The 18,263-nt window shown below is 55.3% G+C and carries 16 protein-coding genes and 1 riboswitch; of the genes, 8 read left to right on the top strand and 8 right to left on the bottom strand.

Annotated features, from left to right (window positions below):
* The first annotated feature begins 4 nt into the window (after positions 1-4).
* Both JK231_RS11145 and JK231_RS11140 read left to right on the top strand, forming a co-directional pair.
* The gene (locus tag JK231_RS11145; protein ID WP_097118143.1) at positions 5-694 is read left to right on the top strand and encodes a DUF1190 family protein; all 690 of its coding nucleotides are present in this window, start codon (positions 5-7) and stop codon (positions 692-694) included.
* A gap of 8 nt (positions 695-702) precedes the next feature.
* Entirely contained in the window at positions 703-1,866 is a 1,164-nt protein-coding gene (locus JK231_RS11140; RefSeq protein ID WP_160833689.1) for a glutathionylspermidine synthase family protein, read from the top strand.
* A 37-nt stretch (positions 1,867-1,903) separates the two neighbouring features.
* Here JK231_RS11140 and ygiD read toward each other — a convergent pair whose 3' ends face one another.
* Both ygiD and ribB read right to left on the bottom strand, forming a co-directional pair.
* Positions 1,904-2,689: a 4,5-DOPA dioxygenase extradiol gene (gene ygiD / locus JK231_RS11135; RefSeq protein ID WP_097118145.1), complete on the bottom strand. Its 786-nt coding sequence runs from the start codon at positions 2,687-2,689 to the stop codon at positions 1,904-1,906.
* A gap of 220 nt (positions 2,690-2,909) precedes the next feature.
* Positions 2,910-3,566, bottom strand: a complete 657-nt coding sequence (gene ribB / locus JK231_RS11130) for a 3,4-dihydroxy-2-butanone-4-phosphate synthase (protein ID WP_034828370.1) — start codon at positions 3,564-3,566, stop codon at positions 2,910-2,912.
* A gap of 111 nt (positions 3,567-3,677) precedes the next feature.
* Positions 3,678-3,827, bottom strand: a riboswitch (FMN riboswitch).
* A 171-nt stretch (positions 3,828-3,998) separates the two neighbouring features.
* Between ribB and JK231_RS11125 the strand changes: the two genes are divergently transcribed.
* Positions 3,999-4,304: an accessory factor UbiK family protein gene (locus tag JK231_RS11125; RefSeq protein ID WP_034828368.1), complete on the top strand. Its 306-nt coding sequence runs from the start codon at positions 3,999-4,001 to the stop codon at positions 4,302-4,304.
* A 236-nt stretch (positions 4,305-4,540) separates the two neighbouring features.
* Here JK231_RS11125 and hldE read toward each other — a convergent pair whose 3' ends face one another.
* The 3 genes from hldE to JK231_RS11110 all read right to left on the bottom strand — a co-directional run bounded on the left by hldE (position 4,541) and on the right by JK231_RS11110 (position 10,296).
* Entirely contained in the window at positions 4,541-5,968 is a 1,428-nt protein-coding gene (gene hldE, locus JK231_RS11120) for a bifunctional D-glycero-beta-D-manno-heptose-7-phosphate kinase/D-glycero-beta-D-manno-heptose 1-phosphate adenylyltransferase HldE (RefSeq protein WP_097118146.1), read from the bottom strand.
* A 127-nt stretch (positions 5,969-6,095) separates the two neighbouring features.
* On the bottom strand, positions 6,096-8,954 hold the full coding sequence (gene glnE / locus JK231_RS11115; RefSeq protein ID WP_211728554.1) for a bifunctional [glutamate--ammonia ligase]-adenylyl-L-tyrosine phosphorylase/[glutamate--ammonia-ligase] adenylyltransferase: 2,859 nt from the start codon (positions 8,952-8,954) through the stop codon (positions 6,096-6,098).
* Between the two features lie 31 nt (positions 8,955-8,985).
* Complete coding sequence (locus JK231_RS11110; RefSeq protein WP_211728553.1) at positions 8,986-10,296, bottom strand: inorganic triphosphatase; 1,311 nt, start codon at positions 10,294-10,296, stop codon at positions 8,986-8,988.
* Between the two features lie 204 nt (positions 10,297-10,500).
* Between JK231_RS11110 and JK231_RS11105 the strand changes: the two genes are divergently transcribed.
* Entirely contained in the window at positions 10,501-11,124 is a 624-nt protein-coding gene (locus JK231_RS11105; RefSeq protein ID WP_034828360.1) for a TIGR04211 family SH3 domain-containing protein, read from the top strand.
* Between the two features lie 141 nt (positions 11,125-11,265).
* Positions 11,266-12,498 (top strand): multifunctional CCA addition/repair protein, encoded by a 1,233-nt coding sequence (locus tag JK231_RS11100; RefSeq protein ID WP_211728552.1) that lies wholly within the window; start codon positions 11,266-11,268, stop codon positions 12,496-12,498.
* A gap of 17 nt (positions 12,499-12,515) precedes the next feature.
* Here JK231_RS11100 and bacA read toward each other — a convergent pair whose 3' ends face one another.
* Positions 12,516-13,334 (bottom strand): undecaprenyl-diphosphate phosphatase, encoded by an 819-nt coding sequence (gene bacA / locus JK231_RS11095; RefSeq protein WP_211728551.1) that lies wholly within the window; start codon positions 13,332-13,334, stop codon positions 12,516-12,518.
* A gap of 191 nt (positions 13,335-13,525) precedes the next feature.
* A complete protein-coding gene (folB, locus tag JK231_RS11090) occupies positions 13,526-13,885 on the bottom strand; it encodes a bifunctional dihydroneopterin aldolase/7,8-dihydroneopterin epimerase (RefSeq protein ID WP_034828354.1) in 360 nt (119 codons plus the stop codon).
* A gap of 107 nt (positions 13,886-13,992) precedes the next feature.
* Here folB and plsY point away from each other — a divergent pair, with 107 nt between their 5' ends.
* Positions 13,993-14,592 (top strand): glycerol-3-phosphate 1-O-acyltransferase PlsY, encoded by a 600-nt coding sequence (gene plsY, locus JK231_RS11085; RefSeq protein ID WP_034828352.1) that lies wholly within the window; start codon positions 13,993-13,995, stop codon positions 14,590-14,592.
* Between the two features lie 30 nt (positions 14,593-14,622).
* Here plsY and tsaD read toward each other — a convergent pair whose 3' ends face one another.
* Positions 14,623-15,636 (bottom strand): tRNA (adenosine(37)-N6)-threonylcarbamoyltransferase complex transferase subunit TsaD, encoded by a 1,014-nt coding sequence (gene tsaD, locus JK231_RS11080; protein ID WP_211728550.1) that lies wholly within the window; start codon positions 15,634-15,636, stop codon positions 14,623-14,625.
* Positions 15,637-15,914: 278 nt separating this feature from the next.
* Here tsaD and rpsU point away from each other — a divergent pair, with 278 nt between their 5' ends.
* On the top strand, positions 15,915-16,130 hold the full coding sequence (gene rpsU / locus JK231_RS11075) for a 30S ribosomal protein S21 (RefSeq protein WP_001144069.1): 216 nt from the start codon (positions 15,915-15,917) through the stop codon (positions 16,128-16,130).
* 118 nt (positions 16,131-16,248) lie between these two features.
* Complete coding sequence (gene dnaG / locus JK231_RS11070; RefSeq protein ID WP_045814813.1) at positions 16,249-17,994, top strand: DNA primase; 1,746 nt, start codon at positions 16,249-16,251, stop codon at positions 17,992-17,994.
* The last annotated feature ends 269 nt before the right edge of the window (positions 17,995-18,263 follow it).

Raw genomic sequence — 18,263 nt, 5'->3', positions numbered from 1 at the left:
AATAATGAAACGGACTAAACATATTCGTCATGCCGCTTTTCGTAAAAGCTGGCAGGCACGCCATTTAACGCCAGTGGCACTCGCGGTGACCGCAGTGTTTATGCTGGCTGGCTGCGAACAGAGCGATGAGACAGTATCGCTGTATCAAAATGCGGATGATTGTGCGAAAGCTAACCCTAGCCAGAGCGCGCAATGCACCACTGCGTATAACAATGCGAAGAAAGAAGCCGAACGCACCGCACCGAAATACGCCACGCGCGAAGATTGCGTCGCAGAGTTCGGTGAGAATCAGTGCCAGCAAACTCCTGCCCAGGCCGGTGTCGGTAGCACCAACAATGCCGAAGCGCAGCAGAGCGGTAGCTTCTGGATGCCGCTGATGGCCGGTTACATGATGGGTCGCATGATGGGCGGCGGCGCGGGCTTTGCGCAGCAACCCTTGTTCTCACCGAAAACCCCGAACAGCCCGGCTAACGGTCAGTTTGTCGATGCTTCCGGCAAAAACTATGGTGCAGCGACCTCAGGCCGCAGCATGAACGTGCCGAAAACCGCCATGGCACCTAAGCCAGCGACCACCTCCACCATCACGCGTGGTGGCTTCGGTGAGAGCGTTGCGAAACAAAACACCCTGCAGCGCAGCAATGCCACCAGCACCAATCGCAGCAGCACTGGCAGCAGCCGCTCGATGGGAGGCTAAGCCGTAGTATGCAACGTATTGCTATCAGCGAACGCCCGGACTGGCGCGAAAAAGCCAACGAATACGGCTTCCAGTTTCATACCATGTATGGCGAACCTTACTGGTGTGAAGACGCTTACTACCAGTTCACCCTGGCACAGGTTGAGCAATTAGAAGATACCACCGCCGAACTGCATCAGATGTGCCTGCAGGCGGTGGAAAAAGTGGTGAACAGTGATGAACTGCTCACCCGCTTCTGCATTCCCAAACACACCTGGGACTTCGTACGAGACTCGTGGAAGCTGCGTCAGCCGTCGCTCTATTCCCGCCTGGATTTAGCCTGGGACGGTAAAGGCGATGCCAAGCTGCTGGAGAATAACGCCGACACGCCGACCTCTCTGTATGAAGCCGCCTTTTTCCAGTGGATCTGGCTGGAAGATCAAGTCAATGCGGGCAACCTGCCACAAGGCAGTGACCAGTTTAATAGCCTGCAGGAAAAGTTGATTGAGCGCTTTGCCGCGTTGCATCAGGAGCACGGTTTTAACTGGCTGCACTTTGCCTGCTGCCGTGACACCGAAGAAGATCGTGCCACAGTACAGTACATGCAGGATTGCGCCACCGAAGCCGGCCTGCCGAATGAATTCCTGTATATCGATGAAATTGGGTTGGGTGAAAGAGGCCAGTTTACCGATCAGCATGATCAGGTGATCAGCAACCTGTTTAAGCTTTATCCGTGGGAATTTATGCTGCGTGAAGTGTTCTCCACCAAGCTGGCAGATGCCGGTGTGCGTTGGTTAGAACCGGCGTGGAAAAGCATTATCTCGAATAAAGCGCTGCTGCCGCTGCTGTGGGAAATGTTTCCTGACCATCCCAATCTGCTGCCCGCCTACTTTGCCGACGACAAAAATGCCCCGCAGATGGACAAGTACGTGGTGAAACCGCTGTTTTCACGTGAAGGCGCCAATATTCGCATCATTGAAAACGGCCAGGAGATCGCCCGTGCTGAAGGCCCGTACGGCGAAGAGGGAATGATCATCCAGCAATTCCATCCGTTGCCGAAGTTCGGCGACAGCTACACCTTGATCGGTAGCTGGCTGATTGACGATCAACCTGCTGGTATCGGCATTCGTGAAGATCGCGCGCTGATCACTCAGGATCTGTCACGCTTCTACCCGCATACCTTTATCGAATAAATGCTGTGCCGCCCGTCAGACACGGGCGGCCAGTGCATTAGCTGACCTGCACCGAAAGCATACTGATAGCGCCCATCTCCATCCCTTCCACCGGAATGCTGATCGACTCCTCAGCTGCACGCGCGCCGAGGATATACAGCAACGGCAGATAGTGTTCTGGCGTTGGGTTGGACATCTCTGCACCTTCGTGCTGCAAATAATTCACCAACGGATGATCTGCTGCTTCACCGGCAAAGCTCAAATTCTCACGCACAAATTCATTGAAGCTTTCAGCCCACGGATAGCTTGTGGCGGCACCCTGCCAGCGCAGCATCCGCAGGTTATGCACCACGTTACCGCTGGCGACGATCATCACGCCTTCGTCACGCAGCGACGCCAGTTTGCGACCTAATTCGAAGTGCCATTGCGCCGATTGCGTCCCATCGATACTTAACTGCACCACCGGTATATCGGCTTGCGGATACATTTTTGCCAGCACGCCCCATGAGCCGTGATCAAATCCCCATTCCTGGTCGGCATGGACGTCAATCGGTGCCAGCAGTTCGATCACTTGCTGTGCCAGCTCTGGCGAGCCCGGAGCCGGATAACGCACATCAAACAGCGCCTGCGGGAAGCCACCAAAATCATGGATGGTGCGAGGATTATGCATGGCCGTTACCGCCGTACCGCGTGTGTACCAGTGTGCCGACACCGCGAGAATGGCGCGCGGACGTGGCAATGTTGCACCCAGATGCTGCCATGCGCGGGTATAGGTATTGTCTTCCAGTACGTTCATCGGGCTGCCGTGACCTAAAAACAGGGCGGGCATACGGTTGTGGCTCATGATGGTTCCTCTGACGAAAGTGTCGCTTTATTAGCCGCTACGATACGCGCTTTCGTGCCGGGATTAACGCTGATAACTGTGATGATCTCTATCAGAGAATTTGAATAAGAATTTGCGTAGTGGTTGGGCGGTGAAGATGAGGATTAAAGGTGCACTTTCGCGCGAAAAAAAATCCGCAGCCTGTAAAAACCGCGGATCTTTTGATGACGATAACTGAGGCTTAACTTGCCTGGCGCGTTTCACGCTCGCGGCGATAAGCCACCAGATCTTCAATCGTTACGACCGGCATATCGTGTTGTTTGGCAAACACAATCGCTTCTGGCGCATGCGCCATGCTGCCGTCGTCATTGGTCAATTCACACAGCACACCGGCGGGTTTGAAGCCTGCTAATGTCACCAAATCGATGGTGGCTTCAGTGTGACCACCACGCGTCAGCACACCGCCTTCGCGCGCGCGCAGCGGGAAAACATGGCCTGGACGGTTGAGATCGCTCGGCTTCGCGCCATCTGCCACAGCGGCACGAATGGTGGTGACGCGGTCAGCGGCAGAAACACCGGTGGTGACACCTTCCGCTGCTTCAATGGTGACGGTAAAGCCGGTGCCATAAGAGCTGGTGTTGGTTTCTACCATCATCGGCAGATCCAACTGCTGGCGGCGTTCTTCAGTAATGCACAAGCAGACAATGCCGCTGCCGTGGCGAATGGTTAATGCCATTTGCTCTACGGTCATGGTTTCGGCGGCAAAGATCATGTCACCTTCGTTTTCACGATTTTCATCGTCGAGCACCATCACACCGCGACCGTTGCGCAGCGCATCGATGGCGCGTTCTACACGCTGTTCCGGCGTGCCAAATTCAGAAAGAAGCGTCTGATTCATGGTAAAAAACCTTATAAAAAATATATGAGTTACCAGAACCAGGGCGTGCTTAGGAGTGCGCAAATAATACACATGGCAAAAACGTGACGCGGGCCTAAGCCCGGCTGATGTCGTTACCCTCTCCCATCCGGACTCTAACCGTCGGCCCCGGAATTACACCGGATCTGCTGACCTTTCACTTTGCAGTGAAAGCGCTCGCGGGCTTTCAGCCGAAGCTGATTTACCGCCGGTGGGGAATTTCGCCCCGCCCTGAGAATAAGCGAGGTCACTATAACGCCAATCATCTGGACGGGCAATCGACAAAAGCGCAAATGCTTTTGCATTTACTGCGATGCGGAATTCAGGTTTAACCTTTTCGTTTCAGGCATTACACTTAACCTTTGTTGAGTCGGAACACGTGCTGTTATCAGCCACCGCAACCAGGAAATCATCATGATCGACACGAAAAAAATTGAACAACTGGCTCGCCAGGTCCATGAAGCCATGCCAAAAGGGATTCGCGACTTTGGCGACGATGTCGAAAAGAAAATTCGTCAGGTGCTGCAGGCGCAGTTAACCCGCATGGATTTGGTGAATCGTGAAGAGTTTGATGTGCAGACGCAGGTACTGCTGCGCACGCGTGAGAAGCTGGCGGCACTGGAACAGCGCCTGGCGAAACTGGAAAGTGAGAGCCCTGCTGCACCGGCACCTGCGGTGGTGACACCGGACCCGGCGGGTAAGATCGACACTCCGCAGTAATTCGCTGACTCGGCGGCGTATATTGCTCGAAAACACTCGCTGAGCTTACATTGCTCGCAGACAACAACAGGCGGCCATTAGGCCGCCTGTTTAGTCAGAATACGCTTGCTTCTTCGCTCGCCGTTAGTGATAGCGAATCATCTGGAATCTTAGTGCTCGCGTGAGTGGCTGCGAATCATTGAAAACCCCAGTGCTCGCTTTTGATGACAGCGAATCTTCTGGGATCTCAATGCTCATCATGAGTGGCTGCGAATCGTCTTGATGATGTTAGTGGTGGAGATACCGTCTTCAAAGTTCAGCACGCGCACGTCACCGCCGTTGGCCCAAACCTCTTTACTGCCCGCGATATCTTCCGGCTTATAATCGCCGCCCTTCACCAGCAGATCCGGTAACACACCCGCGATCAAACGCTGTGGCGTATCTTCTTCAAACAGCACCACCCAATCCACTGCTTCCAGCGCACCGAGCACGATCATGCGGTTTTCCTGCGGGTTAACCGGACGGGTTTCACCTTTCAGACGTTTGGTAGAAGCATCGCTGTTCACCGCCACAATCAGGCGATCGCCCAGCTTACGAGCGTTGGCCAGATAAGAAACGTGGCCCGCATGCAGGATGTCGAACACGCCGTTAGTCATCACCACTTTTTCACCGCGCTGACGCGCCAGCGCCACAGCCGCTTTTAGTTCAGCTTCGGTCATCACACCAAATCCGCTATCCGGACGGGCGTGAATCGCATTTTCCAGCTCAACGGTGCTCACGGTGGACGTACCGAGTTTACCGACCACCACGCCGGCTGCCGCATTGGCGAGGAAACAGGCTTCTTCCAGGCTATCGCCTGCTGCCAGCACGGCGGCCAGCACGCCAATCACCGTATCGCCTGCGCCGGTGACGTCATACACTTCCTGCGCTTGCGTTGGTAAATGCACTGGCGCTTTGCCTGGTTGCAGCAGCGTCATGCCGTTCTCAGAACGGGTGACCAGCAGCGCAGAGAGATCATAATCAGCGATCAGCTGCATGCCGCGGCTGACAATCTCTTCTACGGTTTTGCATTTACCCACTACGGCTTCGAATTCAGACAGGTTAGGCGTCAGCAGAGTCGCGCCACGATAGCGCTCGAAATCGGTGCCTTTCGGATCGATCAACACCGGCACGTTGGCTTCACGCGCCAGCTGAATCATGGTTTGCACGCTGCTCAACGCGCCTTTGGCGTAATCTGACAGCACTAACGCACCCGCTTGCGCCAGCGATTGGCGCATACGATCGTGAATAGGCTGCGGATCAACCTGCTCGAAACCTTCTTCAAAATCGAGGCGAATCAGCTGCTGATTACGCGAAAGCACGCGCAGTTTGGTAATGGTCGGATGGCTTTTCACCGCGACAAAATCACAATCGACTTTGACCTTTTCCAGCGTCTCACTCAGCACACGTGCCGCATCATCTTCACCGGTCAGGCCAATCAAACGCGAGCCAGCACCCAGTGCAGCAATGTTCATTGCCACGTTGGCCGCGCCGCCTGGACGCTCTTCGATGGTATCGACTTTCACCACCGGTACCGGGGCTTCAGGCGAGATACGGCTGGTTGGGCCATACCAGTAGCGATCTAACATGACATCGCCAACAACCAGCACAGCGGCTTTGCCAAAAGCGGGCAGTGTTACTTTCATTCCAAAGACTCCAGACTACGGTCAAAATTATGCGCGGATAATAACATACCCCGATGAGACTTCGAGCCACAGGTGCGTGGGCTGCGCGCCTTCCTGTAGGCCGGGTCACTAAGGGCGAAGCGTTATTTTACGCTTCCGCGCTATCAGATTCGGTGGCAGCCAGCCAGCGTTGCCAACTGCGATGCACGGCAGCCCGCTCAGTAGCAAAAGATTCCGGTGCGACGTGCCCCGGCAGCTCCTGCAATGCGAGATGGTGCAATGCATCACGCAGCGTGACATACGCGTGAGTCAGCGCCTGCGCTTCTTCTGCATCCATGATCTCCTGACGCGCCATCAGCTCAAAAATACGCACATTGTCTGACCAGCGCGTCAACGCAGGCTGCTCTGCCGCGTAGCCTAAGACAAGATATTGCGCGATGAATTCAATATCGGTGATGCCGCCTTCATCAGTTTTGATCTCCCAGCGTCCTTTGTGTTTGTTGCTGAGGTGGGCACGCATTTTCTCGCGCATTTCACGCACTTCTTTTTGCAGTGCAGGACGCTCACGCGGCAGGCAAAGAATGCCGCGACGGAGGTCATTGAAGCGATCGCAGAGCGACGTCTCACCAAACACAATACGCGCACGCACCAGCGCCTGATGTTCCCAGGTCCAGGCTTCATTACGCTGATAATCATCGAAGGCGGCAAAGGTACTCACCAGCATGCCCGCCGCGCCAGACGGACGCAGCCGCGCATCGACTTCATACAAGATGCCTGAGGAGGTGCGCGTGCTGAACAGATGCATCACGCGCTGCGCCAGCCGCAGGTAAAACTGGCGGCCATCAATCACGCGTTCGCCATCGGTTTCCGCATCATCCGGACAATCATGCAGGAACACTAAATCCAGATCCGAGCTGTAACCCAGCTCCCAGCCACCCAATTTGCCATAGCCAACCACAGCAAAACCGCGCTCGCTGTCGCTGGTGAGGTGCGAAGGACGACCATAGCGCTGCACCATCATTTGCCACGCTTGCTGCACCACCGATTCGATAATGGCTTCCGCTAGCCAGGTTAAGTGATCGCTCACTTTCATCACCGGCAGCGTTTCAGCGATATCGGCAGCGGCAATGCGCAGATGCTGCGCCTGCTTGAACTGTCGCAGCGCTTCCAGCTGCTGTTCTTCATCATCGGTAGGAATGCGCAGCAGATACTGGCGCAATTCATCGCGATACGCATCGGTGGCTGTCGGCTGGTACAGCGTGGCGGGATCGAGCAGTTCATCCAGCAACAGCGGATAACGTGCCAGCTGGCTGGCGACCATCGGCGAGGCGGCACACAGGCGGATCAGATGACGAAGTGCGCCGTGGTATTCCGTCAGCAGCTCCAGATAAGTGCTGCGGGTTAACACACCGAGCAGTAGCGGCGTCAGGCGACCCAGTACCACATCGGCATCTTCGCGTGGACAGACTTCACTCAACAGGCGCGGCATCAGTTGATCAAGCGCTAAACGCCCACGCGGCCCGATGGTGCGACGGCTGACATCCTGGCGGAAACTGTTGAGCGATTCGTACAGCGCATGACGTTGCGCTTCGTTCAGCTGCGGCACAGCAGGAATGAGATCGCTCTCCTCCAGCGTGTCCTGCCACAAACCAGCAAATTCAGCCAGCTGCGGTTGATCGTCAACGTCTGGCGCATCATCACCAATCAGTTCATCAAAGATACTGCGCACGCCTGCCATCTGCTGCTCAAGCTGCACCATCAGCGCATCCCAGTCCGCCGCGCCCATCGCCCAGGCTAAACGCTGGCGATCGAGTGGGTTTTCCGGCAGCGTTTGCGTTTGCTCATCGTTGATGCTTTGCAGCAGATTTTCCAGACGACGCAGGAACAGATAGGCCTCACGCAAATGTTCCACCTGCGCCGTACTCAGCAAAGCCAGTTCACCGATGGCCTGCAGCGTTGGCAGCAGGGAACGGAGCTGAAGTGAGCGCTCACGTCCACCACGAATGAGCTGGAACACCTGCACGATAAATTCGGTTTCGCGAATGCCACCCGCGCCGAGTTTGATGTTGTCTTTCAGGCCACGACGGCGCACTTCACGGGCAATCATGCCTTTCATGTTGCGCAGCGACTGAATCACACTGAAATCGATGTAGCGGCGATAGACGAACGGACGCAGCATCTGCTGCAGTTCCTGGCTCCAGTGGCCCTGGTCGTCGCCCATCAGGCGCGCTTTGACCATCGCGTAACGCTCCCAGTCGCGACCCTGCTCCTGATAATAGTCTTCCAGCGCAGCAAAGCTCAGCACCAGCGGGCCACTGTCACCAAACGGGCGCAGACGCATATCCACGCGATAGACGAAACCATCCACGGTAGGCTGATCCAGCACTTTGATCAGGCGCTGACCCATGCGGGTAAAGAATTGAGCGTTATCGAGTTCACGACGGCCGCCTTGCGTCACACCGTTTTCCGGCCAGGCAAAAATCAGGTCGATATCGGAAGAGAAGTTGAGTTCGCCGCCGCCCAGCTTGCCCATACCGAGGATCAGCATGGGCTGCGCTTCACCGGCTTCATTGCAAGGTGTGCCAAAATCGCGGCTGCAATCCTGCCACACCCAGTCACGTGCAGCGGCGATGAGGACCTCCGCCAGCGTGCTGAGTTGCGTCAGGCTCTGTTCGGTACTGGCGTGTTGCAGCGCCTGCATCCACGCTATACGCACCAACATATGGCGGCGGAACAGGCGCAGTTCGCGCATCAGGGAAGTTTCATTTTCCACGCCCGCCAGCGCCTGATTTAGCCAGGCACTGTAGTGTTGCCACTCATCTGGTAGAGGCGGTTGCTGCTGGAGCTGTTGCCACCACTCCGGATGCTGCTGCAGGTTATCAACGATAAAGTCACTAAAGGTCAGCGCGCCCGCCTGCTCTGCCGTAAAGGCGGAAGGCGGCATATTCAGGCGCTCGGCCACGATAGCTAACTGCGCCTGCATCAGCGCCGGTAACGGTAACAACATCTTCCCTCCCTGATTCGATTGTGCGTCCGACTTAGCGTTTCACTCCGCTATTCAGCCAGAACGGCGATGGCCGAATGGCCAGATTAACCAGTTGAATCAACCCGCGCTCCTGCTGGATGCGAATCGCATGCTGCAGCTCCTGCCAGCCTGCCAGCCAGACATTCACCTCTTCCGCTGGATAAGCCCCTGCCAGCAGATGCACCGCTAAAAGCTGGCGATTCAGGCGCGTGGATTTGTCCTGAAATTCGTTAAACAGCTGCACGTCGACAAAGGTCTCACGCAGATCGGCAGCAATACGGCTGAGCATGATATCGCTGAAGCGTTTGAACGAACCTTGCAGCTTGCTTTTGCTCTTATCATCCAGCCAGTTCTGCCATTGTGATTCCACCAGCCAGTGAGTAAGTGCTAACTGGGCATCAACAGAGACCGTAGAAAAACAGGCGGTTTCCGCATCAATTTCTGCATCTGCTAACAGCTCATCGAGACGCGTCAGCTTCTGACGCAGATCGCTGCTCGCCTTGCGCGGCACCAGCGCACCAAATAGCGAGAACGCCTGTCGCAGGGTTTCCAGCGCATCCATAACCGCTTCTTTGGCATCGGCATTTCCACGCAGCCACACTTCTTCATGGTACTGCCACTGGTTAAGACCGGCGGTCATCGCGTTGATCATGCCCTGCTCTACCGTGGCTTTAGCGCCGATTTTTTGTAGCGCTAATGCACGCAGCGGACGGGCAGGATTGCCCTGAGCCAGCTGATAACCGCGCGCGGCTTTGCTCAAGCTGCCCAGGCGCAGGCCGCCTGCGGTGATCAAGGCTTCAGCGAACTTCAGCATGTCGGCGCGCTGGCCGCTTTTCAGCTCCAGCTCCACTTCGTACAGCGGCTCGCTCAATTCACCTGCGGCAACGTCTCCGCGATCAAACGCCACTTCAATTTCGCTCTCACCATACTGCACCAGCCAGGCTTCACGCTGGAAATGGGTGCTGAACAGCGGTTGCAGGCGCTGCTGTAATGCCGCCACATCGGTGCCTTCTGGCCAGATTTCAGCCGGCAGCTGGGCGATATCCAGCGTTGGCTCGGTGAGGTCGACGTTATATTCCGGGCGCTGATGCAGACCGCCCACGGTTTTGCCGGCGGCCTTCAGCGTCATCTCATAACGCTGATCGACACCGCGGATGCGCAGGCCCATATCCCAACGACGTAGCTGATTGTCATCGGTCTCAAAATAGATGTTGGTCAGCTCGCGTGCGGCGAAGTGCTGATGTGGCCACGCGGCAAGGGTTTCACCGAGTTTTTCGGCGGTTTGTGGTGTGGCAATGAACTTTAATTCGATTTCGATGGTCATAATTTTTTATTCAATACGCTGCTGGCACTTACGAGTTTAATCTGGCGAAGAGTAATGCACCGGAAGCCCGCTGTCTCCGCTTTCTTTTGCTTTTACGACCCTTTTCGCACCAGATTGAGACCAGGATAGTTCTCATTCAGATTTTTGAGAAGCGTCTCCAGACTGTGCCGGTAATTTTACGCCATTAAGAAAAAACGACATCGAATGAAAAAAATCACACTTGCTGCCCTTTCTTTGCTGGCATTTAGCGCCATCGCCCCCGTTCATGCTGCTGACGAAAAGCGTTATATCTCCGATGAATTATCCACTTGGGTACGCAGCGGCCCGGGCGATCAATATCGCCTGATTGGCAAGCTGAATGCCGGAGAGGAAGTCACCCTGTTGCAGGTCAACAACGATTCCCAATATGGCCAGATTCGTGATGCCGAAGGGAAAACCAACTGGATCCCACTGTCCCAGTTGAGTGCCGAACCGAGCCTGCGCACTCGCGTGCCGCAGCTGGAGCAACAGGTCAAAGATCTCACCGCTAAGCTGGCGAATATCGACAACAGCTGGAATCAGCGTACTTCTGAAATGCAGAGTAAAGTGGCGAACAGCGACGGCACCATTGACGGCCTGAAAGCGGAAAATCAAAAGCTGAAAAATGAGCTGATTGTCGCGCAGAAAAAAGTCAGCGCCGCGAACGTCCAGTTGGATGACAAACAGCGCACCATCATCATGCAGTGGTTTATGTATGGCGGCGGCGTGTTAGGTGTTGGCTTACTGCTTGGTTTGGTGCTGCCGCACATGGTGCCGCGCCGCAAGAAAAACGATCGCTGGATGAACTAAAACCGCCACGCCGATTTGTTCTTTTCTTCAAGGGGATCGTAAGATGCCCCTTTTGGCGTGCCCGATATTTAGCCAAAGTATGCAACAATAACGCAACATGCGTGCACGGCGCGCAGAATACATTGCCTCTGGAGTGGTTGAGTGAAGACGTTTCTGGTCGGTGGCGCGGTGCGTGATGCCTTACTGCGTTTGCCGGTAAAAGATAGAGATTGGGTGGTGGTCGGTGCCACACCTGAAGCGATGCTGGCACAAGGTTATCAGCAGGTGGGCCGGGATTTTCCGGTTTTTTTGCACCCACGCAGTCGTGAAGAGTATGCACTGGCGCGTACCGAACGCAAAAATGGCAAAGGCTACACCGGTTTTGTCACACAATTCGCCCCAGACGTGACGCTGGAGCAGGATTTGCAGCGCCGTGATCTCACCATCAATGCCATTGCGCAGGCCGGCGACGGCAGCTTAATCGACCCTTATCGCGGACAGCAGGATTTGGCGAAACGCACCCTGCGCCATGTCTCATCCGCTTTTAACGAAGATCCACTGCGCGTGCTGCGCGTGGCGCGTTTCGCTGCCCGTTTTGCCCACCTCAATTTCCGTGTCGCGGATGAAACGCAGGCCTTAATGCGTGAGATGGCGGAGAGCGGCGAGTTAGCTGACCTCACGGCCGAACGCGTGTGGAAAGAGACCGAGAAGGCTCTGCTGACCCGCAATCCGCAGGTCTATTTTCAGGTATTGCGTGACTGCGACGCATTGCAGGTGCTGTTCCCGGAGCTGGATAACCTGTACGGCATTCCGGCGCCGATCAAATGGCATCCCGAAATTGATACCGGCGTGCACGCGTTAATGACGCTGACGATGTCTGCCGCACTGTCAGAGGAATTGGATGTGCGCTTTGCCACGCTGTTCCATGATGTCGGTAAAGCACTGACGCCGCCGGAAAAATGGCCGAGCCATCATGGCCACGGTTTAGCCGGTGTGCCGATTGTCGAAGCGCTGTGCCAGCGGCTGCGCGTGCCCAATCAGGTGCGCGATCTGGCGCTAATCGTCACCGAATTCCACGATATCGTCCACACCATTGAACGCCAGTCGGCGGAATCACTGGTTGCCCTGTTCGATCGCATTGATGCATGGCGCAAGCCCGATCGCGTAGAGAAGATGGCACTGACCAGCGAAGCCGATGCGCGTGGTCGCACCGGAATGGAAAGCATGGCCTATCCACAAGGCGATTATCTGCGTCAGGCGTTTGCGCTGGCTCAGGCGGTACCAACGAAGGATGTGGTCGCAGAAGGTTTTAAAGGACCAGCCGTGCGGGAAGAGTTGACGCGTCGTCGGGTGATGGCAGTGCAGGATGGGTTGATCAACGTGCGGCCAGCATAACCGGCCGCACGCCGCGCTTACATGAAGATGGCGTAAACCGCCGCCGCCACAATAAAGCGATAGATAGCGAACGAAACAAACGAGATACGCTTAATCAGTTTCAGGAACACTTTGATCGCCAGCAGAGCCACGATAAAGGCGGTCACGAAGCCGACGGCAAACATTGGGAAATCCTGCATTGTCAGGAAGCCCATGCTCTTGTAGAGATCCAATCCGGTGGCACCAATCATCATCGGCACCGCAAGGATGAATGAGAACTCTGATGCAGCATAACGGCTCACGCCCATCAGCATACCGCCAGAAATGGTGGCACCCGAGCGCGAGAAGCCCGGCCACAGCGCCAGACACTGGAAGCAACCAATCATAAACGCCTGGCGGTAAGTGATATCATCGATACCTACCGCTTTAGGCTGTTTAGGTTTGAAGTACTCAGCCACCAACAGCAACACGCCGCCGACGACCAGTGCGTACATCACGTTAATCGGATTAAACAGGCTTTTGATTTGATCGTGCAGCAGCAAGCCAATCACCACCGCCGGAACCATACCTAACAAAATGTGAATCAGGGTCAGTTTCCCGGTTCCAGTGCCTTCATGCGGCTCTTTACCGAAGTGAATACCAATCAGTCCGAACAGGCGACGCCAGAACATCACCACTACCGCTAAAATTGAACCCAGCTGAATGACGACTTCAAAGGTTTCAGCTTTATCGCCCTCGAAGCCCAACAGATGGCCAACGATGATCATATGGCCCGTAGAAGAGACCGGCAGGAATTCCGTGAGGCCTTCCACAACCCCCAGGATTGCAGCAACCCAAAGCTGGTGAATATCTGCCATCAAAATTTTTCCTCTATCCGTTTTAAACAGTAAAAAGGCGGTCGCAAGGTGCTACCGCCTAAAATTATGCCTGCGCCACGCTGAAGGAAACCTTAAGAAAATCGGCAACTTCGCGTCCGTTAGCGCAACGGCCTCAAGTGAGACACACCATAATTTGGTTTGGTTTCATTGTGATGGCAATCACGGATGATTTATTTAGGAATAGTCCCGCGCTCGATACGCACGCCAACGGTCGCTGCCTGGGCCACCGCGCCAGGTTTCCCGACCTTGATGCGTACACCGGGCGTTTTGAAACGATTCATCAACAGATCGGCAATTTCTTCCGCCACGCGTTCGACCAGGGCAAAGCGCTGGCCCTGCAGATGATTGAGGATAACCTCGGTGACATCGGCGTAGCTCAGACAGTCGTTCACATCGTCACTCACCGCAGCACGACGGTTGTCCCACGCCATTTCGACATCGAGCACCAGCTTCTGCTGCATGCCCTGTTCCCAGTCGTAAACGCCAATGGTGGTGAACACGGTGAGTTGTTCTATAAATACGATATCCATGATGTCAGTCTCTGTTTTTGGCTAAGCCGGATACCACTTCCGGCGGATTATGCGTATTATCCACGCTTATCGAGAACAAAACGACCCAAAAGGAACGGTACGAGGCTATGAGTGCTATCGCGCTTGGTATGATTATTTTCGCGTATCTTTGCGGCTCGATTTCCAGTGCGATCCTGGTTTGTAAACTCGCGCGTTTACCCGATCCGCGTACCGCCGGCTCCGGCAACCCAGGTGCGACCAACGTGTTGCGCATTGGTGGCAAAGCCGCTGCGGCTGCGGTACTGATCTTCGATGTGGCAAAAGGGATGATTCCGGTGTGGATCGCCTATCTGCTGCACGTCACGCCGATGTATCTCGGCTTAACCGCGATTGCCGCCTGTCTCGGCCATATCTATCCGGTATTCTTTCGTTTTCGTGGCGGTAAAGGTGTGGCGACGGCGTTCGGTGCGATTGCACCCATTGGCTGGGATTTGACGGGATTGATGACCGGCACCTGGCTGCTGACGGTGCTGCTGAGCGGCTACTCCTCGCTGGGCGCGATTGTCAGTGCGCTGATTGCCCCGTTCTACGTGTGGTGGTTCAAACCGCAGTTTACCTTCCCGGTTTCGATGCTCTCCTGTTTGATTCTGTTGCGTCATCACGACAACATCCAGCGCCTGTGGCGCGGGCAGGAAAATAAGATCTGGAAGCGGAAAAAGAAGAAATAAAAAAACCGGCGCGATGCCGGTTTTTTCGTTTTAGATAGCGGGCAATTCGGCCAGTGGCCAACGTGGCCGGACGCTGACGCCCAATCCACCGCGTGTGCCACCTTTCAGCCGCACCATGCCAGCGTAGGCAATCATCGCGCCGTTATCAGTACAGAACTCCGGGCGTGCATAAAACACCTCGCCACCGCGCTTTTGCATCATCTCGGCCATACGCTCACGCAGCGTACGGTTGGCGCTGACACCACCGGCAATCACCAGGCGTTTAAAGCCGGTCTGCTCCAGCGCGCGTTTGCATTTGATCATCAGCGTATCCACCACTGCATCCTCAAACGCACGGGCGATATCGGCACGCGCCTGCTCATCTCCGTTATGTTCACGAATGGTGTTGGCGGCGAAGGTTTTCAGACCCGAGAAGCTGAAATCCAGCCCTGGGCGATCGGTCATCGGGCGCGGGAATTTGAAGCGACCCGGCGTGCCCTGCTGCGCCATGCGTGACAGCATCGGCCCGCCCGGATAATCCAGACCGAGCAGTTTGGCGGTTTTATCGAAAGCTTCGCCAGCCGCATCGTCAATCGATTCACCCAGCAAAGTGTATTCACCAACACCCGTGACGCTGATCAACTGCGTGTGACCACCCGAAACCAGCAATGCCACAAACGGGAATTCCGGTGGATTGTCTTCCAGCATCGGCGCCAGCAGATGGCCTTCCATATGATGCACAGGCACCGCAGGCACATTCCACGCAAACGCCAGCGCACGGCCGACAGTCGCCCCGACTAATAGCGCACCAACCAAACCTGGACCGGCGGTATAGGCCACGGCATCAATGTCTTTTGCGGCTAATCCGGCTTCTTTCAGCGCAGCCTGAATCAGCGGAACGGTTTTACGCACGTGGTCACGTGAGGCCAGTTCGGGCACCACACCACCGTAATCAGCGTGCAGTTTGACCTGGCTATATAATTGATTCGCCAACAGACCGGACGCATCGTCATAAATCGCGATGCCGGTTTCATCGCAGGACGTTTCAATACCCAGAACTCGCATAGCTTTTATCACCCTCTTCTTGCGGCGCGCAGTGTAGCACAGGCGAATCACACGCTGGACGACTTTGCCAGGAAAAAGTGTTTTTCTGTCGCACAAAGAGTGCGCTATACTCCACGGCCTGAAAAAACCGGCAGCCGCGATGGCATATGTCTCTGTTGGTTCTAAATTGTTCATGGTGCTTTACAACTCGGCTACGGCTGGAGTAAAATGCTGCACCATTTTAAAAGTGCTGGCGCCGCAGTCAGCAGCAAAACCGAATTTATCGAGGTAAGAGTTACATGCCGGTAATTAAAGTACGTGAAAACGAGCCTTTCGACGTAGCACTGCGTCGCTTCAAGCGTTCTTGCGAGAAAGCAGGTGTTCTGGCGGAAGTTCGTCGTCGTGAGTTTTATGAAAAACCAACGACTGAGCGTAAGCGCGCTAAAGCGTCTGCTGTTAAGCGTCACGCCAAGAAACTGGCTCGCGAAAACGCACGCCGCACTCGTCTGTACTAATTTCTTTCGGAAGTTCGCTTCCGCCGCGTGTTAAACGCAGACAGAGTCAAGTAAGAGGCCGTGCTTTCCGAAAGGAAGCGCGGCTTGTTGCCGTTTATGAGCTGAAAAACCGGGGCTTATGGCTGGACGAATTCCACGCGTATTTATCAATGACTTACTTGCCCGCACGGATATCGTGGATCTTATCGATGCCCGCGTTAAGCTGAAAAAGCAGGGTAAGAACTATCACGCGTGCTGTCCTTTTCATAACGAGAAAACCCCCTCTTTCACCGTAAGCGGTGAGAAGCAGTTTTATTACTGCTTCGGCTGTGGCGCCAAGGGTAACGCCATCGACTTCCTGATGAATCACGATCGTCTGGATTTCGTTGAAAGCGTTGAGGAGCTGGCCACGCAACACGGCTTAGAAGTGCCGTATGAAGCGGGCAACGGCCCCAGCCCGATGGAGCGTCATCAGCGTCAAAGTCTGTATCAGCTGCTGGAAGGCCTCGACGGTTTCTATCAGCAAAGCCTGCGTAACCCGCAAGCGACATCTGCACAAAATTATCTCGCCACACGCGGTCTCAGCCAGCAAGTGATCGATCACTTCGCGATTGGTTATGCGCCAGCAGGCTGGGATAACGTGCTGAAACGTTTTGGTCAGCAGAAAGAGGACCGCGAATCCTTGATGGAAGCGGGCATGCTGGTCAGTAACGATTCCGGCCGCACTTATGATCGTTTCCGCGATCGCGTGATGTTCCCGATTCGCGATAAGCGTGGGCGCGTCATTGGCTTTGGTGGACGTGTACTGGGCAACGATACGCCGAAGTACCTTAACTCGCCGGAAACACCGATTTTCCATAAAGGCCGTCAGCTATATGGCCTGTATGAAGCGCAAAAGAATCATCCGCAGCCAGCGCGTTTACTGGTTGTAGAAGGCTATATGGACGTGGTGGCGCTGGCGCAATTTGGCATTGATTATGCCGTTGCCTCGCTGGGCACCTCGACCACCGCTGAGCACATTCAGCTGCTGTTCCGCTCTACCGACACGGTGATTTGCTGTTACGACGGTGACCGCGCGGGGCGCGAAGCCGCATGGCGTGCACTGGAAACCGCATTGCCTTACATGAATGACGGTCGTCAGCTACGCTTTATGTTTTTGCCAGATGGCGAGGACCCGGACACGCTGGTGCGTAAAGAAGGCAAAGAGGCGTTTGAAGCGCGGATGGAGCAGGCTTTACCGCTCTCCACGTTTTTATTCGACAGCCTGATGCCGCAGGTCGATCTGAGCACGCGTGACGGTAAAACCAAGCTGGCCACGCTGGCGCTGCCGTTGATTAGCCAGATCCCCGGTGAAACTTTACGCATTTATATGCGTCAGAATCTGGGTAATAAACTCGGCATTCTGGACGATAACCAGTTAGACAAGCTGATGCCAAAGCAGGCAGAAAGCGGCACTGCGCCAACGGCTCCCCCGTTGAAGCGCACCACCATGCGCGTGTTGATTGCGTTACTGGTGCAGAATCCGCAATTTGCCGCCATCGTTCCTACGCTGGACGGGCTTGAGCAGTCAAAAATGGCGGGTTTGCCGCTGTTTGTGGAGTTAGTCAGTCGTTGTACGGAGAATCCTGGCCTGACGACCGGACAGCTACTAGAGTTATATCGCGGGACAGAATTTAGCCAGCCCCTTGAAACGCTGGCCACCTGGAACCACATGATAGTGGATGAAGAAGCAGAAGCCGTGTTCCAGGATTCACTGGCGAGTCTTTATGACTCAGCCCTTGAACAGCGCCTTGAAGCGCTTATCGCTCGCGACCGTACCGAAGGCCTGAGCGCCGCCGAACGCCGCGAGTTCTGGGCCTTAAGCCAGGCATTAGCGAAAAAATAAGATTATTACCGGGTCAGAACTGTGAAGGCTGTGAAAGCACACATTCTGACTTGGGTGTACGGTTTTCGCTTTTTTAAGCACACCGTACGAGGGCCGTCGGCGTCGAAGCCAGTTTCGTTACCGCCAGCGCGCAGCAACCGGAGCGTACTGAAGTACGTGAGGATTGCGAGCACTGCCGGGGACGAAAATGGCGAGTAAGCCAGGCCCGCTAAGAAAGAACTCAAGCGGCTTAAGTGCCGATATATGAAGGGTCGATACCCTGGCCGCGT

This window comes from Pantoea sp. JGM49, assembly GCF_018257655.1.
Taxonomy (GTDB): domain Bacteria; phylum Pseudomonadota; class Gammaproteobacteria; order Enterobacterales; family Enterobacteriaceae; genus Pantoea; species Pantoea communis.
This window is presented reverse-complemented; position numbering and strand designations above follow the sequence as displayed.